At 73.1% G+C, this 25,738-nt stretch carries 20 protein-coding genes; 11 read left to right on the forward strand and 9 right to left on the reverse strand.

Translation table 11 applies throughout. The features are described from left to right. Positions 1 to 13 precede the first annotated feature (13 nt). From CLT71_RS24210 to CLT71_RS24235, 6 genes are all read right to left on the reverse strand, one after another. Positions 14 to 847 (reverse strand): TIGR03084 family metal-binding protein, encoded by an 834-nt coding sequence (locus tag CLT71_RS24210; RefSeq protein WP_101369123.1) that lies wholly within the window; start codon positions 845 to 847, stop codon positions 14 to 16. An 89-nt stretch (positions 848 to 936) separates the two neighbouring features. Further along, positions 937 to 1,572: a TetR/AcrR family transcriptional regulator gene (locus CLT71_RS24215; RefSeq protein WP_101369124.1), complete on the reverse strand. Its 636-nt coding sequence runs from the start codon at positions 1,570 to 1,572 to the stop codon at positions 937 to 939. 364 nt (positions 1,573 to 1,936) lie between these two features. Beyond that, positions 1,937 to 3,190: an alpha/beta hydrolase gene (locus tag CLT71_RS24220; RefSeq protein WP_158242296.1), complete on the reverse strand. Its 1,254-nt coding sequence runs from the start codon at positions 3,188 to 3,190 to the stop codon at positions 1,937 to 1,939. 11 nt (positions 3,191 to 3,201) lie between these two features. Then, positions 3,202 to 3,903 (reverse strand): RDD family protein, encoded by a 702-nt coding sequence (locus CLT71_RS24225; RefSeq protein ID WP_101369126.1) that lies wholly within the window; start codon positions 3,901 to 3,903, stop codon positions 3,202 to 3,204. Next, on the reverse strand, positions 3,900 to 4,325 hold the full coding sequence (locus CLT71_RS24230) for a PadR family transcriptional regulator (protein ID WP_101369127.1): 426 nt from the start codon (positions 4,323 to 4,325) through the stop codon (positions 3,900 to 3,902). The genes CLT71_RS24225 and CLT71_RS24230 overlap by 4 nt, the downstream gene beginning before the upstream one ends. Before the next feature lie 263 nt (positions 4,326 to 4,588). Beyond that, positions 4,589 to 5,266: a Crp/Fnr family transcriptional regulator gene (locus CLT71_RS24235; RefSeq protein WP_101369128.1), complete on the reverse strand. Its 678-nt coding sequence runs from the start codon at positions 5,264 to 5,266 to the stop codon at positions 4,589 to 4,591. Positions 5,267 to 5,545: 279 nt separating this feature from the next. Between CLT71_RS24235 and CLT71_RS24240 the strand changes: the two genes are divergently transcribed. From CLT71_RS24240 to CLT71_RS24270, 6 genes are all read left to right on the forward strand, one after another. Beyond that, a complete protein-coding gene (locus CLT71_RS24240; RefSeq protein WP_101369129.1) occupies positions 5,546 to 6,271 on the forward strand; it encodes an adenosylcobinamide amidohydrolase in 726 nt (241 codons plus the stop codon). Between the two features lie 206 nt (positions 6,272 to 6,477). After that, positions 6,478 to 7,677, forward strand: coding sequence for a CapA family protein (locus CLT71_RS24250; protein WP_101369130.1), 1,200 nt, complete (start codon positions 6,478 to 6,480; stop codon positions 7,675 to 7,677). 197 nt (positions 7,678 to 7,874) lie between these two features. Then, positions 7,875 to 8,735, forward strand: coding sequence for an endonuclease III (gene nth / locus CLT71_RS24255; protein ID WP_486483420.1), 861 nt, complete (start codon positions 7,875 to 7,877; stop codon positions 8,733 to 8,735). Next, positions 8,732 to 9,415, forward strand: coding sequence for a redoxin domain-containing protein (locus CLT71_RS24260; RefSeq protein WP_101369132.1), 684 nt, complete (start codon positions 8,732 to 8,734; stop codon positions 9,413 to 9,415). The genes nth and CLT71_RS24260 overlap by 4 nt, the downstream gene beginning before the upstream one ends. Then, positions 9,412 to 10,128, forward strand: a complete 717-nt coding sequence (locus CLT71_RS24265; protein ID WP_101369133.1) for an NUDIX hydrolase — start codon at positions 9,412 to 9,414, stop codon at positions 10,126 to 10,128. Before CLT71_RS24260 ends, CLT71_RS24265 begins: the two co-directional genes overlap by 4 nt. 125 nt (positions 10,129 to 10,253) lie before the next feature. After that, on the forward strand, positions 10,254 to 11,432 hold the full coding sequence (locus CLT71_RS24270) for a MarP family serine protease (protein ID WP_101369134.1): 1,179 nt from the start codon (positions 10,254 to 10,256) through the stop codon (positions 11,430 to 11,432). A gap of 177 nt (positions 11,433 to 11,609) precedes the next feature. On the opposite strand, the gene mycP is transcribed toward CLT71_RS24270, so the two are convergent. After that, entirely contained in the window at positions 11,610 to 12,911 is a 1,302-nt protein-coding gene (mycP, locus tag CLT71_RS24275; RefSeq protein ID WP_486483421.1) for a S8/S53 family peptidase, read from the reverse strand. A gap of 174 nt (positions 12,912 to 13,085) precedes the next feature. Next, on the reverse strand, positions 13,086 to 17,066 hold the full coding sequence (gene eccCa / locus CLT71_RS24280; protein WP_101369135.1) for a type VII secretion protein EccCa: 3,981 nt from the start codon (positions 17,064 to 17,066) through the stop codon (positions 13,086 to 13,088). Between the two features lie 301 nt (positions 17,067 to 17,367). Here eccCa and eccD point away from each other — a divergent pair, with 301 nt between their 5' ends. Then, positions 17,368 to 18,795: a type VII secretion integral membrane protein EccD gene (eccD, locus tag CLT71_RS24285; protein ID WP_101369136.1), complete on the forward strand. Its 1,428-nt coding sequence runs from the start codon at positions 17,368 to 17,370 to the stop codon at positions 18,793 to 18,795. A 101-nt stretch (positions 18,796 to 18,896) separates the two neighbouring features. Here the strand turns inward: eccD and CLT71_RS24290 are convergent, their stop codons facing one another. Next, positions 18,897 to 19,403 carry an inorganic diphosphatase gene (locus CLT71_RS24290; RefSeq protein WP_101369137.1) on the reverse strand — a complete coding sequence of 169 codons (507 nt, stop codon included), beginning with the start codon at positions 19,401 to 19,403 and terminating at the stop codon, positions 18,897 to 18,899. A gap of 552 nt (positions 19,404 to 19,955) precedes the next feature. Here CLT71_RS24290 and dacB point away from each other — a divergent pair. From dacB to CLT71_RS24310, 4 genes are all read left to right on the forward strand, one after another. Further along, positions 19,956 to 21,737: a D-alanyl-D-alanine carboxypeptidase/D-alanyl-D-alanine endopeptidase gene (dacB, locus tag CLT71_RS24295; protein WP_101369138.1), complete on the forward strand. Its 1,782-nt coding sequence runs from the start codon at positions 19,956 to 19,958 to the stop codon at positions 21,735 to 21,737. A gap of 96 nt (positions 21,738 to 21,833) precedes the next feature. Further along, positions 21,834 to 22,904 carry a zinc-dependent metalloprotease gene (locus tag CLT71_RS24300; RefSeq protein WP_101369139.1) on the forward strand — a complete coding sequence of 357 codons (1,071 nt, stop codon included), beginning with the start codon at positions 21,834 to 21,836 and terminating at the stop codon, positions 22,902 to 22,904. Between the two features lie 7 nt (positions 22,905 to 22,911). After that, positions 22,912 to 24,051: a tRNA lysidine(34) synthetase TilS gene (gene tilS, locus CLT71_RS24305; RefSeq protein WP_101369140.1), complete on the forward strand. Its 1,140-nt coding sequence runs from the start codon at positions 22,912 to 22,914 to the stop codon at positions 24,049 to 24,051. Between the two features lie 9 nt (positions 24,052 to 24,060). Next, entirely contained in the window at positions 24,061 to 25,707 is a 1,647-nt protein-coding gene (locus CLT71_RS24310; RefSeq protein ID WP_101369141.1) for a gamma-glutamyltransferase family protein, read from the forward strand. Positions 25,708 to 25,738 lie beyond the last annotated feature (31 nt).

Genomic DNA, 25,738 nt, shown 5'->3' on the forward strand with positions numbered 1-25,738 from the left:
GGGCTGGCGCCGATCACGACACTCCACCCGGCTCGTCGCGTCCACCCGGTCCGGCGTCGTCGGCGTCGTCGGCGGGCCGGCGGCCGGGGCCGGGTGGGCCGGCGAAGACCTGGGCGATGTCGAGCCATTCGGTGGCGACCGGCCCGACCGCGACCAGGGCCAGGTCGCTGTGGTGCCGCCGCTGGGTGACCAGCAGGCAGAAGTCCAGTGCGGGGCCGGAGATCCGGTCCGCCGCGTCTGCCGGCCCGAAGTGCCAGGGCTCGCCGTCGGGGCCGGTCAGTTCGACGCGTACGGGTGCGTCGGGGACCGGGCGGCCGTGGGTGGCGAAGGCGTGTCCGACGGTACGGGTGCCGAGGTAGGCGACGTGCCGGAGCCGAGCGGTCGGCGTACGGCTGATGCCGAGGGTGTCGGCGACGTCCTCGCCGTGCGCCCAGGTTTCCATGATCCGGGCAGTGGCCATCGAGGTGGCCGACATCCGGGTGCCGTACCAGGGCAACCTCTCCCCGGGCGGTACGCCGCGCAGCGCCCGGTCCAGCGCGGACCGCCCGGCCCGCCACCGGTCCAGCAGTTCGGGTACGGGGGCCAGGAACTCCTCCGCGCCCCGGTCGATGAAGCCGGATGGATCGCTTGCGGCGCGCCGGATCGACTCGGCGAACGCGTCGACGTCGGTGGCGGCCAGCGTGGCGACGTGGTCGGTCCAGGCGAGGTGGGCGATCTGGTGTGCGACGGTCCAGCCCGGCGCCGGGGTGGGCCGGGCCCAGTCAGACTCGGGCAGCTTCACCACCAGCGTCTCCAGCGCCGCCGACTCGGCGGCCAGGTCCGTCAACAGAGTGTCGAGGTCGACCATGCGCGGGCTCCTTGCCGGTCACGGTGCTGCTCAGCCAACGGTGCTCGTTCAGCAGCTCACGGTGCTGCTCAGTGGCGTTGCGGTGCTGCTCAGTGGCGTTGCGGTGCGGGTCGGTGTTGTGCGGTGGCGACGATCGAGGCGAGTTGTCGTTTCCAGAGGTTGAGCAGGGCGGCGCGCCGGGCCGAGTCGTCGGAGAGCAGGTTGGCCACCCCGAGCCCGCGGAGCAGGTCGAGGGTGGCCTGGATCGCCTCGCGTACCCCCGGTTGCCGCTCGTCGGCGCCGAGCAGGTCGACGGTGAGCCGGTGCATCTCCCGACCGACCCGGGCCTCCAGCGGCACCAGCGCGTCCCGCAACTCCGGATCGGTCCGGCCGGCGACCCACAGTTCGAGGGCGGCGACGAAGAGTGGGCCGGTGAACGCGCTGGCCAGCATGTCGATCACCCGGTCGAGCCGCTCGGGACCGGCCGGCAGGTCGGCCGCCTCGGCGCGGATCTCCGCCGCCCGGCGCTCGGCGAGGTGCTCGACGGCGGCCATCACCAGCGTGCTCTTGGTGGGGTAGTGGTGCAGTTGGGCGCCCCTGGAGACGCCCGCCCGAGCGGCCACCACGGTGGTGGTGGTGCCGGACCAGCCCCGCTCGACCAGACAGTCCACAGTGGCTTCCAACACCCGGGCCTGGGTGGCCCGGCTGCGTTCCCGCTGGGGCGTACGGGTCGGTGTGGTGGGCACGGGAACAGCCTGCCCCGCCGCAAACAAACAGTCAAGACTGCTTGTTTTTCGTCGTCGGTTCGTCGAATCCACTTCGTACACTCGGCGCACGACACCGTTGCGTCCAGCGGCCACCCGAAGTTGTTGACGGCGTTTTGCGTAAAAAGTACGGTATTAACGCTTCGCGGTTCGCGAGGCGTTCGCACGCTCGGCAGAAGGGTGGGTCAGCGGGATGTTCGACGACCTCGTAGAGGAGATCCAGGAAGATCTCGACGAGCTTGAGGACGCGTTGGAGGACGTCGGCATCGACGTCGAAATCGACGGCGACTGACCGTCCGGGGTGGTCGGCCGGCCGGGTGACCGGCGCGTCCCGGCCCACGCTGGTTCACCAGGGTGGGCCGGCGGCGGTGTAGGGGTCGCCCGGCAGCGGCTTGTCCAGCAGGAACGCGAGGATCGCCTCTCGATGGCGCTGTGGCTGGTCCGCCGCGATGCTGTGTCCGGCGCCGTCGATCAGCAGCAGCACGGCCCCGGGCAGTAGGTCCCGGTACTCCCGGGCCACGGCCCAGCCGACGTAGTCGCACTCGCCCCGGAGCACGAGAACCGGCGCGGTCACCTGGCGCAGGCGCGGCCGGGGATCGGCGATCCGCTGGCTGTCGTGCACGGTCGCGGCGTTGGCCCAGAACCCGAACCCGACCGGGGCGTCGTCGCTCGGGTTCGCCGTGGACGCCGCCGGGGCAGTGCAGCCGGGCCGCATGTCGATGTCGGCGACGACGGCCTGGTACACGCCGTCCATGGCGGCGTCGGGAAGCAGCGACCGGGCCGGTCCCGGGCCGATCATGTGCATCAGCGCGTGTGCGAGTGCGAATCGCGGCTGACCAGCGACGATCTCGCTCTGGTCGCGGCGCCCGGCCTCGGTCAGCCGTTCGGCATCGGTGAACGCGGGTGCCCAGATGACCCCGGGCGAGGAGACGACCGCCCTCTCCACCCGGCCGGGGTGCGCGGCCAGGTAGTTCGCGATCAGCTGGCCACCCCAGGAGGCGCCGATCAGCACCATCCGCTCGGCACCGAGCGTGACGCGGATGGCCTCCAGGTCGGCCACGTGCCGGGCGACCGTGTAACCGGAGGCGTCGGCCAGCCGCCCGGACAGCCCGGCGCCGAGCTGGTGGTAGGCGTACACGTCGAAACCGGCCGCCGCGAGCGCCGCCGACGGCTCCGGGTCCGGACTGTCGGGCGCGCCGGGTCCACCGTGGACCAGGATCACCGGCGTGGCCCGCGCCGTCGCGATTGCGGCGGTTCTGGTGTACGCGATCCGCGAACCCGTCGACAGCTCCCAGTACCGGACGGCCGGCGACGCGGGATAGGCGGTGTACGGCGGGGCGGGCGCGTAGACGAGCGTTCCCACCACGGTTGCCACCAGCCCGAACGTCAGGATGGTGACGCCGATGGTGAGACCGGCCCGCCAACGGACCCCTCGGACGGCCCACCACGCCAACCCAGCCGTACCGAGCGTGAGCGCGAGTGCCCCGGCGATAGTGGACAGGATCCGCTGCCCGGTTGCCGCGACGGTCACCAGCAGGGTCACGATCCCCACGGACGCGCCGATCGGCGCAGCGGCGACGAAGACCAGCCGACGGGCCACTCTCGCCACGGTCACGACTCGGCCCGCCCGACGACCTGGGTACCGGCCACGTAGTCGAAGACCCGGCGGGGGCGGCCGGCCAGGAACGGGATCCAGTCCAACCAGGCCAACGGGCCGAGCAGGAGGCTGGTCCGCCGGACGATCCCGGCCAGCGCACCGATGCGCAGACCGGCCTCGGTCACCACCGAGAGGCCGAGCAGCCGCTTGCCGGGGGTGGACCCGGTCCGCCACTCGAGCAGGCCCAGCCCGAGGATCGACCAGGCCAGCGTGAGCGGAACACCGAGGGTGTAGAGCAGACCCGCATCGTCGTACGCCCCGCAGCCCGGACCGACCGGACCGCTGAGGCAGACCGAATCCCCGAACTGGACGTACACGTACGGCGGGAAGGTGCCGAACGCTCCGCCGCCGTCGACCAGATCGAGTACGAACAGTGCGACAGTCACGCCGACCAGGGGCAGATTGTCGACGACTGCCGCCGCCAGGCGTCGCGTCAACGGGGCGGGGGGCAGCGGTCTGGCCTGCGCGAACAGCGTGGCAGCCGCTGCGGGATCACCCAGCCGTCGCAGTGCCTCGGGAAGCTCACCGGCGTCGGCGGCACCGTCGAGATGGTCGAGCAGTTCCGCGCGGATCGCCGCCCGGTACGACGCGGAACCGACCAGATGGCTCTCGACCCGGGCCGCGTACGCTTCGATCGCCTGCCGATCGTCGGTCATGTCGCATCCGTTTCCGCGCCGGAAGCGCCGTCGTGATTCAACGCGTCGAGCGAGTCGAGAAGGCCGCCCAGCGCGCCGACCAGCCCGCTCCATTCGGTGCGCAGCAGCGACAGCCGCTCCCGCCCGGTGGTGGAGAGGGCGTAGTACTTGCGTGGCCGCTGCCGCCCCTCGGCCTCCCACTCGGCAGTGATGTGCCCGGCGTCCTCAAGGCGGTGCAGCAGCGGATAGAGCGTGCCCTCCTTGAGTTCGAGCACGCCGGCACCGGCGCTCTGCAACAACTTCAGCAGCTCGTAGCCGTAGCGCCGTCCGGAGGAGAGCACGGAGAGGACGGCCAGCTCTGCGGTGCCCCGGGCGAGCTCGCGGCGCAACCGGGTGAGGCCGGCCGCCTCGTCTTCCGGCGCAGTGTCCCCCTTGTTCGACACGACACCACAGTACAACCCGATACCTCGGGCAACAAGGTATGTGGTCGCGGTGGGGAATGTAGGGAGATGCGCGCTTGCCAAGGAGCGGCGGTTGGCCGGGCGTGCACAAGCGGAAACGGCCCGCCCCACCGGCCGATCGGTCTCGGCGGTGGGGCGGGCCGTAAGGCGTGGGCGCGGGCCGTGCAGGCCCGTGGGCGCGGGCGGTCGGACCGCAGTCAGACCAGAGGCGCGGCGGGCCGGGCAGACCCGGGCGCGGCAGGCGGTCAGACCCGGGCGCGGCGGGCCAGACGCTCCGGGTCGAGGATGATGATGCTCTTGCCGTCGAGTCGCAGCCAGCCCCGCGAGGCGAAGTCGGCAAGCGCCTTGTTGACGGTTTCCCGGGAGGCGCCGACGAGCTGGGCGATCTCCTCCTGGGTCAGGTCGTGGGTGACCCGGAGTACGCCGCCGTCCCGGGTGCCGAACCGGCCCGCCATCTGGAGCAGGTTCTTCGCCACCCGGCCGGGCACGTCGGTGAAGATCAGGTCGGCCAGGTTGTCGTTCGTCCGGCGCAGCCTGCGGGCGAGTACCCGGAGCAACTGCTCGGCTATCTCCGGCCGGTTGTTCAGCCACGGCCGCAGCGCCTGCTTGCGCAGCCGGGCGAGCCGGGTGTCGATCACGGCGGTGGCGGTCGCCGTACGCGGGCCGGGGTCGAAGAGCGAGAGCTCGCCGACCATGTCGGACGGGCCCATCACGGCGATCAGGTTCTGCCGGCCGTCGGCGGCCCGGCGACCAACCTTGATCTTGCCGCTCAGGACGATGTAAAGGCTGTCGCCCGGTTCGCCCTCGTTGAAGACGATCTCGCCCTTGCGGACCTCGAGCGTCTCCATGTCCTTCGCGAGTGCCTCGGCAGCCTCGGGGTCCACGCCCTGGAAGATCCCGCTCCGAGCCAACACCTCGTCCATCGCGCACCTCCGCCCACGCGAGCCGCCCGCGGCCGGGTTCCGGCCGGTGATCGGCGCGCCCGCCAAGTCTAGGCGCATGTGAAGAGTAATCGGAGGAGCACCCCTGGAATCTTGATCCGATACCGGCGCCCGTAACCCCAGGTAACCCCGTGTAACGCCCGGTTTGGTGCCTCCCGTGTCCGCCCGGGCGAGTCTCCGGCCGCCGCCCGAGGGCGACTGCACGGGTTGTCGGGGCCGACCCAGAGTGGCGGGTCGGAGACCGGACCGTAGGGTCGGGCGGTGCTGCGCGAACTGGAGCTGACGTACCGGGTCGAGGACGGGCGGGAGGTGCCGGTACTGGTGTGGCGGCTCGACCGGCCCGCGCTGGCGATCAGCTCCGGCCCGTTCGGCGGCGGGATCGGGGTACGGAACTGGGTGGTCAACGCGACCGTGCCGATGTCGTACCGCCGGGACGACCCGGACGTCCACCTCGGTGAGCTGGCCGACCGGCTCGACCTGCGCGGACCCGGGGTCGGACTGCTCACCGGCGTCGACGTCGCGGAGGTGGTGACCGCCGACGACCAGGGTGTCCGGGTCTGGGCCACCGTCGGCCTCGGTGCCCCGATCTGGGCAGCGGACTCCCCGGCGCCGTCACCGGAGCCCGTCACCGCGCCCGATCCCCGCGCGACGGTGCACCCTTCCGATCCGGCGGGTCCCGACGGCACGGCGGTGCAGCACGTCGGCACGGTCAACATCGTCGCGCTGCTGCCGGAGCGCCTCGGCGACGCCGCCCTGGTCAACGCCGTCGCGACGATAACCGAGGCGAAGGCGCAGGCGCTGCACGAACTGGGCCTGCCGGCCACCGGTACCGCCACCGACGCGGTGACCGTGCTCTGCCCGCCGGACGGCCCCGCTGCCGCGTACGGCGGTCCACGGTCGTACTGGGGTGCGCCGCTGGCCCGTGCCGCGTGCCGGGCGGTACGCGTGGGCGGCGCTCGACCGACGATCCCCTGGTCGCAGCGGTGAACGCGCTCGCACGCACCATGGAGCCGGAGCCGGAGCCGGAGCCGGAGCCGGAGCCGGAGCCGGAGCCGGAGCCGGAGCCGGGCCCGGGGCACGCCGGTGACCCGGCATCGTGGTGACCCGTCCGGGCTACGGCGACAGGCGGCGGGACAACATCGGCCGGACGTGGGACGCCCTCCGTTCGCCGATCCCGGTACTGTCACCGGGCGATGTACGACAACCAGCCGACCACACCGAAGTCCCGCCGGGCGCCGCGCAGCGCCGGCCGGACCGTCCTCGTCGTAACCGCGGTACTCGCCGTGCTCCTCGGCACCGGGGTGGCGGCGGTGGCCGCGTTCGACCTGTTCGGCGGTGACGATCCGGCCGGGCCGCAGACCGCGCCGAGCACCGCCGGTTCCGCCTCGGCCGCCCCGTCTCCGACCGGCGAACCGGCACCGAAGGTCATCTCCATGTCCGCCACCGGCGACATCGTGATGGGCAACGCCCCCGGGCGGCTGCCATCAAACGGTGGCAAGGGGTTCTTCAACTCGGTCAAGAAGGCACTCGCCGCCGACCTGGTGATGGGCAACCTGGAAGAGCCGCTCACCGACGACACGGGTACCTCGAAGTGCGGTGCCAACTCCACCCGCTGCCACCAGTTCCGGGCGCCCCCGTCGTACGCGGCGCACCTCAAGGAGGCCGGCTTCGAGCTGCTGAACCAGGCCAACAACCACGGGTACGACTACGGCAAGGCCGGTTACGAGAACACCCAGAAGGCGCTGGAGAAGTACGACCTCCAGCACACCGGCGCACCGAACCAGATCACCGTGGTCGACGTCGAGGGCGTCAAGGTGGCGGTGGCGGGCTTCTCGTCGTACGTCTGGTCGAACAGCCTGACCAACATCAGCTCGGCGAAGAAGGTGATCCAGAAGGCCGCCACCATGGCGGACCTGGTCGTCGTGCAGGTGCACATGGGCGGCGAGGGCTCGGAGAAGACCCGGGTCCGGCCCGGCACCGAGATGTTCCTCGGCGAGAACCGGGGCGACCCGATCAAGTTCTCGCACGCGATGATCGACGCGGGTGCCGATCTGGTCGTCGGGCACGGGCCGCACGTGATGCGGGCGCTGGAGTTCTACAAGGGGCGGCTGATCGCGTACAGCCTCGGCAACTTCGCCGGTGGCGGGGGCACGCTTAGCAACAACGGCCGGCTCGGCTGGGGAGCCGTGCTGAAGGTCTCGCTGACCGCCGAGGGCGAGTGGGCGGGCGGGCAGCTCATCTCGACGTACATGAACGGCGAGGGCAAGCCGACGATGGACTCGCAGCGCCGGGCCGCAGGTCTGGTCCGGGACCTGTGCAAGTCCGACTTCCCGAAGACCGGTGCCCGGGTGGCCGCCGACGGCAAGATCACCGCGCCGGCCGCCGAGAGCTGACCGGAGCATCGGGGGCCGGAGCGCCGGGAGCATCGGGAGCCGGAGCGCCGGAAGGCGGAAACTGGGAGAGCCGGGAGGCGGAAACCGGGAGCGTGCGGCGGTGGGCGGCTCGCCATCGGGGCGGGCGGGTTCCCAGGGTTCGGCTGGGGTCGGACTCCCTGGGGTCGATGTCGGCGCCGCGACGTAGGCTGGCCGGCGTGAGTGCCACAGACGACTCCGCGCGGACCGGAGTCGGAGTCGCGCCCGGCGAGGCGACCCGGGCGATCCGGACGGCGCGGCCGACCCGGCGTACCGTCGAATCAGAGCTGGGTCGCAAGCGGCGGGCCCGGCGGATCGGCCGGGTGTTGACCGATACGCACCCCGACGCCCACTGCGAGCTCAACCACCAGGGTCCGCTGCAACTGGCGGTGGCGACCATTCTCTCCGCCCAGTGCACCGACCAGCGGGTCAACGAGGTGACGCCGAAGCTGTTCGCCCGCTATCCGACGGCGGCCGACTACGCCGGGGCGGACCGGGCCGAGCTGGAGGAGATGATCCGGCCCACCGGCTTCTTCCGGAACAAGACCAACTCCTTGATCAACCTGGGTCGCCAGCTCGTCGAGCGGTACGACGGCCAGGTGCCCCGCCGGATGGCCGACCTGGTGACCCTGCCCGGGATCGGCCGCAAGACCGCGAACGTCATCCTCGGCAACGCCTTCGGGGTGCCCGGGATCACCGTCGACACCCACTTCGACCGACTGGTGCACCGGTGGGAGCTGACCACCGAGACCGACCCGGTCAAGATCGAGCACGCCGTCGGCGCGCTCTTCGAGCGCCGCGACTGGACCATGCTCTCGCACCGGGTGATCTTCCACGGTCGACGGGTCTGCCACGCCCGCAAGCCCGCCTGCGGTGCCTGCACCCTGGCCCGGCTCTGCCCCTCCTACGGACTCGGCCCGACCGACCCGGCCGCCGCCGCGAAACTGCTCAAGGGTCCCCGGGCCCGCGAGCTGGCGGTGCAGGCCGGGGTCGATCCCGACCTGGTGCCGGCGACCGCCGCCGTCGGCGACACCCCGTGAAGCGGCTGGCAGTCGGCGGGCCGCTGCTGGCGCTGTTGCTGCTCGCCACCGCCTGCACCGGGCGGGACGCGGAGCCGGACGCCGGACCGGCCCGGGCCGGGGAGAGCAGCACGACGACCGCCTTCGCCGACTGCGCCGCACTGGCCACCCCGCCCGGTGCAGCACCCAGCACCTCGCCCGGCGCACCCGGCGTTGCGGTTGGCGGCTCCGGCGCTGCGGCCCGCGCACCCGGTACGACACCGACGGCAGCGGGACGATCACTGCCGGCGTTGGATCTGCCCTGCTTCGTCGGGGACGGTGAGATCGCCGTCGGCGACCTTCGCGGGCCGGCCGTGCTCAGCCTCTGGGCCTCGTGGTGCGAACCCTGCCGCAGGGAGCTGCCCGCGTTCCAGCGGCTCGCCGAGCGGGCCGGCGACCGACTCCGGGTGGTCGGGGTGAACAGCGGGGACTCCCGCCCCGCCGCCCAGTCGATCGGCGAGGACTTCGGGCTACGGTTTCCCAACCTCTACGACCGGGACAAGAAGCTGCTGACCAGGCTGGGCGGTCGGCCCGTACTGCCGATCACGCTCTTCGTGGACGCGCAGGGGCGGATCCGGCACCGGGACGAGACGGGCGCCCTCGACGACGCCGAGCTTGCCACGCTGGTCCGGCGGCACCTGGGGGTGGCGGTACCGTCGTGACCGAGCACGAACTCCCGATATGGTGCGAGCCACTCCTCACCCGGGTCCGGTCGGCCCGCACCGAGGATTTCACCCAGGTACGCACCCCGGTGAACGGCGGGCGGGCCAGTGCCGTACTCGTGCTCCTCGGTGAGCAGCCGGAGCACGGGCTCGACGTGCTGATCCTGCAACGGGCCGCGACCCTGCGTACCCATGCCGGGCAGCCGGCCTTTCCGGGCGGGGCGTGCGATCCGGAGGACCAGGATGCGGCCGCGACCGCCCTGCGGGAGGCACACGAGGAGGTCGGTCTCGATCCGGCCAGCGTCACCGTGCTGGCTCAACTGCCCCGGCTGTGGATCCCGGTCAGCGACTTCGTCGTCACCCCGGTACTCGCCTGGTGGCACCGGCCCCATCCGGTGCACTCCCGCGAGCCGGCCGAGGTGGCGCACGTCGCCCGGCTGCCGATCGCCGAACTCGTCGACCCGGCCAACCGGGTCCGGGTACGCCATCCCAGCGGCTGGATCGGCCCGGCCTTCCAGGCCCGCGGCATGCTGGTCTGGGGCTTCACCGCCGGGGTGCTCGCCACGCTGCTGGAGATGGCCGGCTGGGCGCGACCCTGGCCGCAGGACCGGATTCTCGACCTGCCGCCGACCAGCCCGCCCCCGAGTTCCGCGCCCGGCATCGAGGATGACGACGACGCCGACGAGCTGACCCGGCCGGCGACACCCTCCTGAACCGGGAGGCGCCCGCAGTCGCGTGAGTGCGGGGAGCTGCGGCGGACAGCGGTGCGGGGAACCGATTTGGCGGTAAGCGTTCGGTGGCCCAGGCCATTCCCAGTTCTCCCCCGTACCCTGAACGGGTGTCGGTGGTGGATGTCGTTCTGATCCTGCTCATGTTGCTGTTCGCGATCAGCGGCTACCGGCAGGGATTCGTCATCGGTCTGCTCTCCTTCACCGGCTTCTTCGGCGGCGCCCTGATCGGATTGCAGGTCGGTCCGCTGCTCGCCGAGCAGTTCACCAGCAACTCGACCCGGGTAGTGGTCGCGCTGGTCTCGATTTTCGGCCTGGCGGTGCTCGGGCAGGCCCTGGCCGGCTGGCTCGGCTCGCACCTGCGGCACGCCATCACCAGCAAGGCCGGCCGGACCGCCGACGACGTGGGCGGTGCGGTGGTCTCGCTGCTCGCCGTACTCCTGGTGGCCTGGCTGGTGGCCGTACCGCTGGCCTCCTCCTCGCTGCCCTGGCTGGCCAGCGCGGTCCGCAACAGCGCGCTGCTGACCGTGGTGGACCGGGTACTCCCACCGGAGGCACAGGCGCTGTCCCGGGCGCTGCGGGACACCGTCGACACCAACGGCTTCCCGGACGTCTTCGGCGGGCTGGCCCCGACCCGGTCCCGTGAGGTGGCCTCGCCCGACCCGGCGCTGGCCGGCTCGCAGGTGGTGGTGAACGGGCGGCGCTCGGTGGTCAAGGTGCTCGGCAACGCGCCCAGTTGCTCCCGCCGGATCGAGGGCTCAGGGTTCGTCTACGCGGAGAACCGGGTGATGACCAACGCGCACGTGGTGGCGGGCACCCGGAGCGTCCAGGTCGAGGTCGCCGGTGAGCGACACAGTGCCCGGGTGGTCGTCTACGACCCGGACCGTGACCTGGCGGTGCTCTACGTACCGGAACTCTCCGCCCCGGTGATGCGGTTCGCCACCGGGGAGGCGGCGATCGAGGACGACGCCATCGTGCTCGGGTTCCCGCTGGACGGGCCCTACAACGCCCAGCCCGCCCGGATCCGTGACGTCGGCGACATCACCGGTCCGGACATCTACGAGTCGGGCCGGGTCAACCGGGAGATCTACACGATCCGGGGCCTGGTCCGCAGCGGCAACTCCGGCGGCCCGCTGGTCGCCCCGGACGGCCAGGTGCTCGGGGTGATCTTCGCGGCGGCCGCCGACGACCCGAACACAGGTTTCGCGGTGACGGCCGACGAGGCCCGCTCCACCGCCAACACCGGCCTCGAACGGACCAGGGTCACCAACACCGGCGCCTGCACCTGACCGGTGACACGCTTCCGGCCGAGCCGGACGCCGCCTCCGCGTTGCGGGCCGGCGCGCTTGTCACCGCGAGCGGCGACAAGCTGCTCGGCGCTCGCGGCGCGAAGAACGGGACCGATAGCCGGTCGGTGACCGGGCGGCACCGCAGCCGGTAGGGCGTCCCGGCCGCTGAGGTCGTGGTCAGTGGCGGTCGCGGTGGAACTGTCGCCGGACCACCAGCACCGCCCCGGCGGCGACCACGAGGAAGAACAGTCCGCCACCGCTCCACAGCCCGGGCACCGGGTCGTCGACCTGGTCGCCCGCCGCCTGCGCTGTCCAGTCGGCGGAACGGCCGGAGGCAGCCGTACCCACGCTCTCCGTACCGTCGCCGGGCGGCGGGGTCGCGGACTCCTGGCCGGGCGCGGAGCCGAAGCCGGCGACGCCGGGCGGCGCCGCACCGTCGTCGAGTGGATTGCTCCGTACGCTCGACACCTCGCCGTTCAACGCGGCGACCGGGTCGACGACGCCGAAGCCGAACCGGTCGTCCCGGCCCGAGGGCCCCACGTCCCGGGCGGTGTTTATCAGCCGGTTGACCACGTCCCCGGCGGACATCTTCGGCCAGTGCGACCTGACCAGGGCAGCCGACGCGGCCACCAGCGGCGCGGCGAAGCTGGTGCCCTGGACCCGCCAGAAACCGCCCGGCCGGGCACCGGTGAGGCCGGTGGCCGGAGCGGAGAGCACCGTCTCCGCGCCGGTGATCGAGCCGGACCAGAGGGCATCGCTCTCCCGTTCCAGGCCGGCCACGGCGACCACGCCCGGCTCCCGGGCCGGATACCAGACGCGTTTGCCGGCGGAGGAGCCCAGGTTGCCGGTGCAGGCGACCACCACCACGTCCCGGGCGAAGGCGTAGTCGAGGGCGGCGGCGAGCGCGGGGCTCTCCCCGGTGCCGCCGAGCGACAGGTTCACCACCTGGGCGCCGTTGTCGACCGCCCACCGGACGCCCTTCGCCACGATCAGCGCGTCGTCGTAGCGGTTCTCCTCGTCGAGCACCCGGACCGGCAGGATCTTGGCCTTAGGGGCGAGCCCGGCGACGCCCCGGTTGTCGTCGTTGCGGCCGGCGATCAACGCGGCGACGGTGGTGCCGTGTCCCACCGGGTCGGTCTGCCCGTTGCCGCTCCCGTCGACCAGGTCGATGCCGGGCAGCACCTGCCCGGCGAGGTCGGCGTGTGAGGCGTCCACACCGGAGTCGACGACCGCCACCGTGATGCCCTTGCCGGTGGCGACCTTCCAGATGGCCTTGGCGTTGAACTCGTCCAACTGCCACTGCTCGTCCCGGACCGGGTCGGCCAGCACGGGCAGGCTGGCCGGCGGCGCCGGCACGGCGGCCGTCGCCGGCACCGGACGCGGACCGAACAGCGATCCGGCGAGCCCGGCCGTGGCGAGCAGCGCCACTCCGGCGACCCGGGCGACAGCACGTTCGGGTATCTGCGGCAGCCTCGTCACAGCATGGTCATTTCACCCCGGGGGACACATGATGCACGGAGGTTACCCCGTTTCACCCCTGTCGCGTGGTGAAACTTTGCAACCGATCTGAGATCCACTGTCCACCGCCCCGAGACCGAGGGCCCGACCACCCGAAAGATCGGGTCGGCCGGGCCCCGAGGGCTCCACGAAGGGTCAGGTCGACGGGAGGTAGGCCAGTTGCACCAGCCGGATCCCTTCCTTGCGGGTCACCAGCCGGCCCCGGCCGGGCGGCATCGGGCCGGGGCGTACCGAGCCGATCAGGGCACCCTCGTCCTTGCTACCGGACATCACCAGACCGGGCGAGGAGAGTTCCCGGAGCCGCTGGATGATCGGCTCGTAGAGCGACCGGGAGGCGCCACCCGAACGCCGGGTCAACACCAGGTGCAGGCCGACGTCCCGGGCCTGAGGAAGGTATTCCACAAGCGGCAGCAGCGGGTTGTTCGGGCCGGTGGCGACCAGGTCGTAGTCGTCGACGAGTACGAAGAGTTCCGGCCCGGTCCACCAGGAGCGGTCCCGCAACTGCTGCGGGGTGACGTCGGGGCCGGGCAGCCGGCGCTGCATGTAACCGGCGACCGACTCGATCAGCTCGCTCGTCGCCTGCGCGGCGGTGCCGTACCCGATCAGGTGGTCGGACTGGATCACACCGAGCAGGCTGCGCCGGAAGTCGACCAGGATGATCCGGGCCTGTTCCGGGGTGTACCGGCTGGTGATCGAGGTGGCCAGCGCCCGCAGGAAGGACGACTTGCCACACTCGGCGTCGCCGAAGAGCAGGAAGTGCGGCTCGGAGGCGAAGTCGATCGACACCTGCTGGAGGTCGGCCTCGGAGATGCCGATCGGCAGCCGCAGCCCGGCCGCACCCGCGACGTCGAGGTCGGCGTAGGGCAGCACCGGCGGCAGCAGCCGTACCCGGGGCGCCGGAGCGCCGCTCCAGTTGCCGGCAACCGCCTTGACCAGCGCCTGGGTCTGCCCGCCGCCGAGGCTGGACAGCTCCGGGAGCACGGTCAGGAAGTGCAGGCTCTCGGCGGTGATGCCGCGACCCGGCGTCTTCTCCGGCACGTTCGTCGCCGCCTTGCGGGAGACGATCGAGTCGGTCGGGTCACCGAGCCGCAACTCCAGCCGGGAGCCGAAGAGGTCGCGGATCGCCGGCCGGAAGTCCATCCAGCGGGGCGCCGCCGCGACCACGTGCACGCCGTACGAGAGGCCGCGGGTGGCGATGTCGGTGACCAGGGGCTCCAGGTCGTCGTACTCGCCACGCAGGGTGGGCCAGCCGTCGATGACCAGGAAGACGTCACCGAACGGGTCCGCGCCGACCCCGACGCCACCGGCTGCGGCCCGCCGCTTCCGGTACGCCGGCATCGACTCCACGCCCAGCTCGGCGAAGCGCTGCTCGCGCTCGTTGAGCAGGGTGGCGATCTCGCCGACGGTACGCCGCACCGCCGCCGCCTCGGACCGACCGGCGACCCCGCCGACGTGCGGCAGGTCGCGCAGCGAGGCGAGCGAGCCACCGCCGAAGTCGAGGCAGTAGACCTGCACCTCGGTCGGGGTGTGGGTGAGCGCCAGCCCGCAGATCAGGGTGCGCAGCAGGGTCGACTTGCCGGACTGCGGACCGCCGGCCACCGCCACGTGCCCGGCGCCGCCCTCCAGGGAGAGCCAGAGCAGGTCGCGCCGCTGCTCGAACGGCTTGTCGATCATCGCGACCGGCACCTGGAGCGCACCGTGCAGCTCGGGGTTGCCGAAGGTGAGCCCGCGAGACGGATCGGTGACCACCGGTCCGAGGATCTCGTCCAGTGCCGGAGCCTGGGACAGCGGCGGCAGCCACACCTGGTGGGCCGGCGGGCCCTGGCCGACCAGCCGGGAGACCATCACGTCGAGCAGGCTCTGCGCCTCCGGATCCTCCGGGGCCGGCTTCGGGGTGGCCTGCACCACCGGCTTGGGTACCGGCACGTAGTGCGTCGCGTACGACAGCAGCCGGGGACCGGTGTACCCCTGCGCACCCGGCCCGCTCGCGTTGGCCTTCTGGTACGGCCCGGAGACGTACGCCGCCTTGAACCGGATCAGTGGCTCGGTGCCGAACTTCAGGTAGCCGTGTCCCGGTGCCCGGGGCAGCTCGTAGGCGTCCGGAACGCCGAGCACCGCCCGGGACTCCAGCGCCGAGAAGGTCCGCAGACCGATCCGGTACGACAGGTGGGTGTCCAGCCCGCGCAGCCGCCCCTCCTCCAGCCGCTGCGAGGCGAGCAGCAGGTGCACCCCGAGCGACCGGCCCAGCCGGCCGATCTGCACGAAGAGGTCGATGAAGTCGGGCTTGGCGCTGAGCAGCTCGGAGAACTCGTCACAGATGATCAGCAGCGAGGGGAGCGGTGCCAGCGCCGCACCGCCGGAGCGGGCCTTGTCGTAGTCCTTCAGGTTGGCGTAGTTGCCGGCCTTGCGGAGCAGCTCCTGCCGGCGGATCATCTCGCCGTTGATGGCGTCGACCATCCGGTCGACAAGCGGCAGCTCGTCGGCGAGGTTGGTGATCACGGCGGCGGTGTGCGGCAGCCGGTCCAGCGAGGCGAAGGTCGCGCCACCCTTGAAGTCGACGAGTACGAAGTTGAGCGCCTCGGACGAGTGCGTCGCCGCCAACCCGAGCACGAGAGTACGCAGCAGCTCGGACTTGCCGGAACCGGTGGCGCCGATGAGCAGGCCGTGCGGGCCCATACCGTCCTGCGCCGACTCCTTGAGGTCGAGGTCGACCACACCGCCGTCGCCGCCGACGCCGATCGGCACCCGCAGCTTGTCCCGGTTGGGCCGGGGTGCCCAGCCCTGCACGGTGCTGAAGTTCTCCGGGTCGCCGACCCCGAGCAGTTCGCCGAGGGTCATCTCCTTGACCAGGGAGTCGTCCGAGGAGCCCTTCTGGGCGGCGGCGAGCCGCAGCGGCGCGAGCCGGCGGGCGACCGCCTCGGCCTCCTCGACGCTGAGCCGGTCGGGGGTGCCGACCTCGGCCTGCCCGTCCATCGAGTAGGTGTTCAGCCGGCCGCCGTCGGTCTCCAGCACCAGCATGGCCCGGTCCAGCAGCCGGGGCGGCGGGCTGTCCAGGTCGATGATTGTCACCGCGTCGATGCCGCTGTCCCCGGCCAGGTAGCCGGCGCCGTTCAGGTCGCCGCCGTCGAGCACGATCACCACGTGCGGGCCGTCGGTCGCCGGGCCGGAGAGGCTGAACCGGGAGCGGTTGCCGACCACGTCGTCGATGAGCTTCTCCAGCTCGACCGCGGAGCTGGCGACCAGGCGTACCGGGCCGAGCGCGTCCACTGCGGTCGGGTGGTGGGCGTGTGGCAGCCACTTGACCCACTCCCACCGGTTCCGGCGCTCGGGACCGGCGCAGATCGCGATCAGCAGTTCCTCGGGGGCGTGGAAGACCGAGAGCTGGGTGAGCACCGCCCGGGCCAGCGCCTGCGGGTCGCCGCCGGCCGGCTCGCGGGACTGGTCGCGCTGGTGGGGTGCGTTGCGGACGAAGACCCGGGCGAAGCCCCGGATGGAGAGCGCCACCGGCAGGTCCGGCACCACCGAGTACGCGTCGAGGAACCGGCGCAGCGCACCGGCGGTCATCGGCTCCAGGTCCTCCAGCGGCCGGGTCACCGGTGGCACGAGCGGGGTGGCCAGGGTCTGCGGGCCGACGGCGACCCGGACGACCCCGAAGTCGCCGTCGCTGGGGCGCCGCTCCCAGACCCGGTAACTGCCCACAGTGGACCAGAGCTGGGCCGGGTCGGGGTGCCGGTAGAAGAGGCCGGCCCGCTGCTTCGACGCGGTCTCCCGGACCCGCCGCCGCAGGGTGGCCAGGTGTCGCAGGTACTCCCGGCGGGCCTGCATCATCTCCGACTTCTTCGGCGAACCCGAGGCGCTGCCCCAGGAGGACGCCACCATGGCGAGCGAGGAGATGCCGAACATGGCGCCGACGACGTACGAGTAGGCACCGCCGCCCCGACCGAACATCATCGCCATCGCGACGGAACCGCCGAGCATCGGCAGCACCATCATGAGCTGCTGCCACTTGCCGCCGGTCGCCTGCGGAATCTCGGGCGGCGCCTCGACGGCCAGTTCGCCGGTGGGAATCTCCGGTGCGGGACGACGCGGCGGGCGCTTGATGACGACGGTGCTCATCGGTCGCCTCCCGCCGCCCGTCGACCCTTGCCCGCCTGCCCAGACCGCCCGCCACCAGGCCGTTCGTCGAGCACCAGGGCTCCTCCGGAGCGGTCTGTGCCGCCCCGGCGCTGGCTACCCGTGTCCATCCCAGACCTCCCCTAAGGCCGCGCCGACGCCTTCCAGTTGGCCGTCCCGGCGGGCCATCCGACGCCCCCGCGTCGCAAATGTCATCGCGCTCGGTCGGACGAGTGTGACCCATCCTAGGTAAAGTGCGGTCGTCCGCGCAGCCATGGGTTGCCCCCTCGATGGAGGACTGTCGATGAGTACCGGGCTCGCCCGCGTCACGATCAGCGCGCCGCAACGACGGGTGGACGTCGCGCTGCCCGAACACCTGCCGCTGGCCGAACTCCTGCCCGAAGTTCTCCGGCATGCCGGCGAAGGGTTGGCCGACGACGGCGAGAAGCACGGCGGGTGGTTGCTGCGCCGCACCGACGGCGAACCGCTGTCCGCCGGCAAGGCACTGCTGCCGCAGGGGGTACGCGACGGCGACGTGCTGCACCTGGTGCCGGCCCGGGCGCAGTGGCCCGAGCTGGAGTACGACGACGTGGTCGAGGCGATCGCCGACGGGGCGAGGCGCCGGGGCAGCGCGTGGTCCGGGCGGAACACCCGGATCGGCACGCTGAGCGCGGCTGGTGCCCTGCTCGCCGTCTGCCTCTTCGCGGTGATCGCGGGCGGCACACTGTGGGAACTGGGCGCCTTCGTCGCGCTAGGTGCGGCAGTACTCCTGACGCTCGGCGCGGTGGTGGCCTCCCGGGCGTACGGGGACTCCACCGCCGGTGCCGCCCTCGGCGGGTACGCGATGCCGTTCGCCTTTTTCGGCGGTGCCCTGCTGGTCGCCTCCGGTGACCCGGTGGGCGTGGTCGGCTGGATCAACTGGCTCGGTGCGCCGGAGGCGCTGGCCGGCTCGGTCGCGCTGCTGCTGATCGCGGTGCTCGGCATGGTCGGGGTCGCCGCCGGGCTGCGGGTCTACGCCGCGGGTGTCTCGGTCGGGCTGCTCGGCGCGCTGACCGCGCTTGTCGGGTTCATCCTCTCGGCGGCGGGGTCGGCGGCGATCCTGATGGCCGCGCTGGTCTGCGCGATCGGCATGCTGCCGCTGCTGGCGATCCGGTTCGGCAAGCTGCCGATGCCGCCGATCACGCTGCCGACCGGCGCCGAGGCGGCCGAGGGCTTCACCGCGTCGTCGCCGCAGCAGAGCGGGGTGCGGGAGCGGCCGGACCGGGGGCGGGTCTTCGCCGCCGTCGCCCGAACGGAGGAGATGCTCACCGGCATGCTTGTCGGGCACGCCGTACTCGCCGTGGTGGCGGCGCTGGTGCTGGTGGTCGCGGGCGGCTTCTCCGGCCGGCTGATGGTCGCGGTCTCGGCGGCGGCCCTGCTGCTGCGCTCCCGGCTCTTCGTCACGGTCCGGCAGCGGGTGCCGCTGATGGCGGCCGGGATCGGCAGCGCGGTGGTGCTCGGGATCGCCCTGCTGTTCCGGATGCAGGAGACCGGCCTGCTGCTGCTCACCGCCGGTGGCCTGCTGCTCGCCCTGGTGGTGATCGCGGCCGGCGCGACCTACTCGAAGCGGGAGCCCGGGCCCTACCTGGGCCGGACCGCCGACATCATCGACACCCTGATGGTGATCGCGGTGGTGCCGGTGGCCTGCGCCGTGCTCGGCCTCTACGCCCAGGCCCGCGGCCTGCTCGGCTGACCCGGCTCGGCTGACCCGGCCACCTCCGGCTCGGGGCGGAAACGAAATCGGCCGGTGGCCCCTGACGGGGTGCCACCGGCCGGTTGCCGTCTCTGTGGGGGTCAGTGCGGCGACTCGCCCCGTTCGACCGCTTCCTTGTGCCGACGGTAGGACGTCCGGATCTCCGCCTCCGCCTCGGTCCGACCGACCCAGGTGGCGCCCTCGACCGATTTGCCGGGTTCCAGATCCTTGTACACCTCGAAGAAGTGCTGGATCTCCAGCCGGTCGAACTCGCCGAGGTGGTGGATGTCCCGCAGGTGCTCCTGACGCGGGTCCTCGTACGGCACGCAGAGGACCTTGTCGTCGCCGCCCTTCTCGTCCGTCATCCGGAACATGCCGATCGTCCGGCACCGGATGAGGCAACCTGGAAACGTGGGTTCGGGTACCAGCACCAGAGCGTCGAGTGGATCGCCGTCCTCGCCCAGCGTGCCTTCGATGAAGCCGTAGTCCGCCGGGTACTGGGTCGACGTGAAGAGGGTACGGTCCAGCCGGATCCGGCCGGTCACGTGGTCCACCTCGTATTTGTTGCGGTGACCCTTGGGGATCTCAACCGTGACGTCGAAATCCATCTCGCACGCTCCCTCGTTTGCCGGCGCTGGCCAACGGAACCACAACGGTCGGCACCTGCGCGGGTGATCTCGCGATTCACCTTGCCGCCGGCACCCGTGCGGTGTTCGGACCAAAGTAGTGTCGCCTAGGCAGAATTCGACGGGGAGGAGGGGCCGGTGGGGAGTGAAGATTCACACTCGGGCCTGACCGGAGAGAACCCGCCGGAGCATCCGGCGCAGGGTCGGGTGGTGGTGCCCGGCGCCAGCGGGCCGCAGCCGCCCGCCGGTTCCGCGCCGGTCCGGGGCCGCGCCGTCGTGCCGCTGCCGGCCAGCCTACCGATCCCGCCGTCGAACCGCCCAGGACCCCCGCCGCCGTCGGCCGGAACGGGCCGGGCCACCCCGCCAGGCGAAGCGGGCCGGGCCACCCCGCCAGGCGAAGCGGGCCGGGCCACCCCGCCAGGCGAAGCGGGCCGGGCCACCCCGCCAGGTGAAGCCGGCTGGGCCAGCCCGCCGCCGTCGGGCGGAGCGGGCCGGACCACCCCGCCGGATGCCGCCGGCTGGCCGGGGCAGAGCATGCCGATTCCGCCGCCCGGTGCCGCCGTCCGGCCAGGTCAGCCCTCGCCGGTGCCGCCCGGTGGCCCGGGAAGGGCGCCGACCGACCCCGCCGCCTGGTCGAACCGGCCCGTGGAGTCTCCCGCCTGGTCGGACCGGCCCGCGCCGCCGGCCTGGCCCGGCCGCGACGCGCCGAGCACCCCCACCACCGGTGCCGCAGCCAGCGGCGCCGCGCCGAGCAGCGCAGCCACCGGCGACGGAACCCCACCGGGTACCCCGCCACCCGGCAGCCCGCCGTCCGGGGTACCGGTCGGCGGGTCGGGACCCGGTGGCGTACCGCCGACCCGGGGACGGGGCCGGGGCAAACTGCTCGGGGTACTCGCGACGGTCCTCGTGCTGGCGCTCGCCGTCGCCGGGGTGGCCGTGGTCCGCCCCGGCCCGGTGGACGGGTGGCTGGGCGGGGACGCCCCGTCGACCCCCGGTGCCGTCGACCCGACCGAACCGCCGCCAGCACCCGTACTCGCGGCGGCCGGGGCGAACGCTCCGGCGCCCACCCCGGCGGGCGTACGGGCCGTACTGGGGCCGCTGGTCACCGGCTCCACGCTCGGCAACGAGGTGAACATCTCGGTTGTCGACGCGGTCAGCGGGCAGGCGCTCTACGAGAACGGTCAGGACACCCCGACAGTGCCGGCGTCGACCACCAAACTGGTGACCGCGGCGGCGGTACTCGCGGCACGTGGCCCGGCGTACCGGATCACCACCCGGGTGGTGGCCGGGGCGAACCCGGGCGAGGTGGTGATCATCGGTGCCGGTGACCCGACGCTGGCGGTGAACGGCACCGGCTGGTACCCGGGTGCCGGGCGGCTCGACCGGCTCGCCACCCAGGTCAAGAAGGCGCTCGGCGGTACCGCGCCGACGAAGGTGGTCGTCGACGGCACCCTCTTCCCCGGCCCGGTACTCGAACCGGCCTGGGATTCCGACATCCCCACCGGCGGGTACGGCGCGGTGATCACGGCGCTGATGACCGACGGCGCCCGGAAGGATCCGGAGGACAAGGGGCGGGGCCAGGCACGGCACGCCAAGCCGGACGAGGCCGCCGGGCGGGCCTTCGCCAAGCTGCTCGGGCTGCCGAACTCGGCGGTGGTGAGTGGCAAGGCGCCGGCGGCGGCCGCGACCGCCCCGGCCGCGGCGGCGAGCAGCGGCCCCGGTGGCCAGAGTGCCGGCGCCGAGCTGGGCCGGGTCTCCTCGCCACCGATGATCCGGCTGGTCGAGTTCATGCTCCGGGAAAGCGACAACGTGGTGGCCGAGGCGCTGGCCCGGCAGGTCGCGCTCGCCCGGGACAAGCCGGCCTCGTTCGTCGGTGCGGCGGAGGCCGTCGACGAGATGGTCGGCGAACTCGGGCTGCCGGCGGCGGAGAGTGCGCTCGCCGACGGCAGCGGGCTGTCCCGGGCCAACCGGGTCACCCCGAGCCTGCTGACCGACGTGCTGACGATGGCCGCCAAGCGGACCCGACCGGAACTCGCCGACCTCTTTCCCGGGCTGCCCGTGGCGGCCTGGTCGGGCACCCTGGCCGACCGGTTCGACCGGTCGGGCGAGAAGCCGACCAAGCCCGGGGCGGGCGTGGTGCGCGCCAAGACCGGGACGCTGAGCGGGGTGCACGCGATCTCCGGCGTGGTGACCACCGCCGACGGCCGGCTGCTGGCCTTCGCCGTACTCGCCAACAAGGTGCCGGTGGGGCAGGAGGAGGCACAGCGGGAGCTGGACCGGATCGCCACCGCGCTCGCCCGGTGCGGCTGCCGCTGACATGCAAGGAAGGGCCCCCGCTTATACAGAATCCGATAAGCGGGGGCCCTTCCTTTCACCCGGGTCGTGGTGTGAACACCCGGGTACGGTGGTGGTATGGCGCAGTTCGTGGACTGGGATCTGGCCGCCGCCACCGCTGGGGCGTTGGGAAAGTCGGGACCGCGGGTCTCGTTCGACGAGGCGACCGAGGTGGTGTCCGAGCTGCGTCGACTGACCGACGAGGCGGCCGGTCACGTGCTGGCGTACACCGGGCTGCGGTCGCAGGTGGCCCATCCGCCGGTACGGGTGGTGGACCGGCGGGACTGGGCGGCGACGAACATCGCCGGGCTGCGTGAGGTGATCACCCCGCTGATCAACCGGGTCTCCGGGGACAGGCCGCCGGGCGTGATCACCGACACGATCGGTTCCCGGTTGACCGGGGTGCAGGCCGGCACGGTACTGGCCTATCTCTCCGGCCGGGTCCTCGGCCAGTACGAGGTCTTCTCCGCCGACCCCGGTCAACTGCTGCTGGTCGCCCCGAACATCGTCGAGGTCGAACGGAAGCTCCAGGCCGACCCCCGGGACTTCCGGCTCTGGGTCTGCCTGCACGAGGTGACCCACCGCACCCAGTTCACCGCCGTACCGTGGATGCGCGGGCACTTCCTCGGCGAGGTGCAGGCGTTCGTCGACGCGTCCCAGGCCGGCGGGGACAACTTCCTCGACCGGATCCGCCGGGGCGTCGGCACCCTCTCCGACTCGGTACGCAACCCGGACAGCCGGGCCAGCGTGCTGGACATCGTGCAGACACCCGGCCAGCGGGCCGTACTCGACCGGCTGACCGCGCTGATGACCCTGCTCGAGGGGCACGCGGAGTTCGTGATGGACGGTGTCGGGCCGGAGGTCATCCCGAGCGTCGAGTCGATCCGGGCCAAGTTCAACAGGCGCCGCGAGTCCGGCAACCCGCTGGAGAAGGCGATCCGCAAGCTGCTCGGCGTCGACGTGAAGATGCGCCAGTACGCCGAGGGTCGCAAGTTCGTGCACGGCGTGGTGGACCGGGTCGGCATGGAGGGCTTCAACAAGATCTTCAGCTCGCCGCTCACCCTGCCCCGGCTGGAGGAACTCGCCGACCCGGACGCCTGGGTCGCCCGGGTGCACGGCCCGGTCGGCCCGATCGCCGCCACCGGCTGATCCGACCGTGGCAGCCCTGCCACCGCCGGTCGCGGCGATCCGGGTCGCGGTCCGGCGGGCGCTTTCCGGCGTACCCCGGAACCGGCCGGTCCTCGTCGCCTGCTCGGGTGGCGCCGACTCGCTCGCGCTGGCCACCGGCGTCGCCTTCGTGGCACCCCGGCTCGGCGTGCCGGCCGGGCTGGTCACCGTCGACCACGGCCTCCAGGAGGGTTCGGCGGGTCGGGCCGCCGACGTCGCGCGCTGGGCCACCGGGCAGGGGCTCGCGCCGATCGAGGTGGCGACCGTCCAGGTCGCCGGGCGGCCGGGCGGTCCGGAGGCGGCGGCCCGGGAGGCGCGCTACTCCGCCCTGGTGGAGGCCGCCCGCCGGTACGACGCCAGCACCGTGCTGCTCGGGCACACCCGCGACGACCAGGCCGAGACGGTGCTGCTCGCGCTCGCCAGGGGCGCCGGCCCGCGCGGGCTCGCCGGGATGCCGGCCAGCCGGGAGTACGCCGGGGTGACGCTGGCCCGGCCGCTACTGGAGATCACCCGCGAGCAGACCCGCAAGGCGTGCGCGCTGCTCGGGCTGACGCCGTGGGAGGACCCGCACAACACCGACGACCGGTACGCCCGGGCCCGGGTCCGCTCCGACGTGCTCCCGGTGCTGATCCGGGCGCTCGGCCCCGGGGTGTTGGACAACCTGGCCCGGACCGCCCGGCTGGCCGCCGAGGACGGCGCGGCCCTGGACGACCTGGCCCGGGCCGGTTACGCCGAGGCCCGGATCCCGGCAGCCGGGGCGGGAACCGTCGCCGGCCCGGGGCTCGCGGGCGGGGCGGGAGGCGTTGCCGACTCGGGGCTCGCGGGCGGCCCGGGGACCGTGGCCGACCCGGACAGCACGGCCGGGGCGGGAAGCCTGGTCGGGCCGGGGAGCACGGGCGGGGTGGCCGACGGGTTGGCCGTACCGGTGCTGGCCGGGATGCCGCCGGCGGTGCGTACCCGGGTGCTGCACCTGTGGTGCCGCGAACTCGGCGCGCCGCCGGCAGCACTCTCGTACCGGCACATCGCGGCACTGAACGCGCTGGTCACCGCGTGGCGCGGGCAGGGCGCGACGCACCTGCCCGGCGGCATCCGGGCGACCCGGCGCGGCGGAATGTTGATCGCGGAGTAGACATGGGGGATGTCCTACCCCCGACCGCCGCTCTACGCGCCGCACGGTGCCGTCGCCACCAGCCAGCCACTCGCCGCCGCCGCCGGACTGGCGGTACTCCGCCGGGGCGGTAACGCCGTCGACGCCGCGCTCGCCACCGCGATCACCCTCACGGTGGTGCAGCCCGGCTCCAACGATATCGGTGGCGACCTCTTCGCGATCGTCTGGGACGGGGAGCGGCTGCACGGGCTGAACGCCTCCGGTCGGTCACCGGCCGGGCTGACCCGGGAGGCGGTGCTCGCCGCGACCGGCGGGCGGGGCGCCGAGCCGACTCCGGGACACGGCGGTGCGCAGGCGGTCGGGCCGGCCATGCCGGCGCGGGGCTGGCTGCCGGTGACCGTACCCGGTGCCCCGGCCGGCTGGCGGGACCTGCACGAGCGGTTCGGCCGGCTGCCCTTCGCCGAGCTCTTCGCCGACGCGGTCGGCTACGCCGAGCACGGCTTCCCGGTCTCGCCCCGGGTGGCCGCGAGCTGGGCCGGTTCGGTCGAGGTGCACGCCGGGCTGACCGGTGCGGAGTACGCCGAGTGGGGCCGGGTCTTCACCGTCGAGGATGGACGGGCGCCCCGGGCCGGGCAGCGGTGGCGCAACCCGGACGCCGCCGGCACGCTGCGCCGGATCGCCGAGACGGGTGCGGCGGATTTCTACACCGGCCGGATCGCCGAGACCCTGGCCGGGTACGCGGCCCGGACCGGCGGGCGGCTCACCGGCGACGACCTGGCCGGGCACGCCTCGACCTGGGTGGACCCGGTCCGGGCCGGTTACCGGGGGCACGAGGTGTGGGAGTTGCCGCCGAACGGGCAGGGCGTGGCCGCACTGCTCGCGCTGAACATCCTCGACGGGGTGGAGTTGGCCGCGCTGGATCCGGTCGAGCGACTGCACTGGCAGATCGAGGCGGTCAAGCTCGGCTTCGCCGACGCGCACGCGTACGTCGCCGACCCGGATCGGGTACGCGTGCCGACCGCCGAACTGCTCACCCCGGAGTACGCCGCCACCCGCCGGGCACTTGTCACCGGCACGGCCGGCACGCCGGCGCCCGGCGACCCGGCCCGGGGCGGAACCGTCTATCTCTGCACCGCCGACCGGGACGGGATGATGGTGAGCCTGATCCAGTCCAACTACATGGGTTTCGGCTCGTTCGTGGTGCCGCCCGGGCTCGGCTTCGGCCTGCAGAACCGGGGTGCCGGGTTCAGCCTCGACCCGGCCCACCCGAACGTGGTGGCGCCGGGCAAGCGCCCGTTCCACACCATCATCCCCGGGTTCCTCAGCCGGGACGGCGGCGAGCCGGTGGGCCCGTTCGGGGTGATGGGCGGGCACATGCAGCCGCAGGGGCACGTGCAGGTGGTCTCCGCGACCCTTGACGACGGGCTCGACCCGCAGGCCGCGCTGGACCGGCCGCGCTGGTACTGGCACGCCGGGCGCTCGGTGCTGGTGGAGCCGGGACTGGCCGGTGGGGCGGGCCGGGACGTGGTGCGGCGGTTGCGCGCCCGGGGCCACGAGGTCACCGTCGAGCCCGAGGCGTCCTCCTTCGGGTACGGCCAGGCGATCTGGCGGCTGCCCGACGGCGGCTACGTGGCCGGCTCGGAGCCCCGGGCCGACGGCTGCGCGATCGGGTACTGAGCCGGTCGGGCAACGCTCAGCTGGTGACCAG

Source organism: Plantactinospora sp. CNZ320 (genome assembly GCF_002846275.1).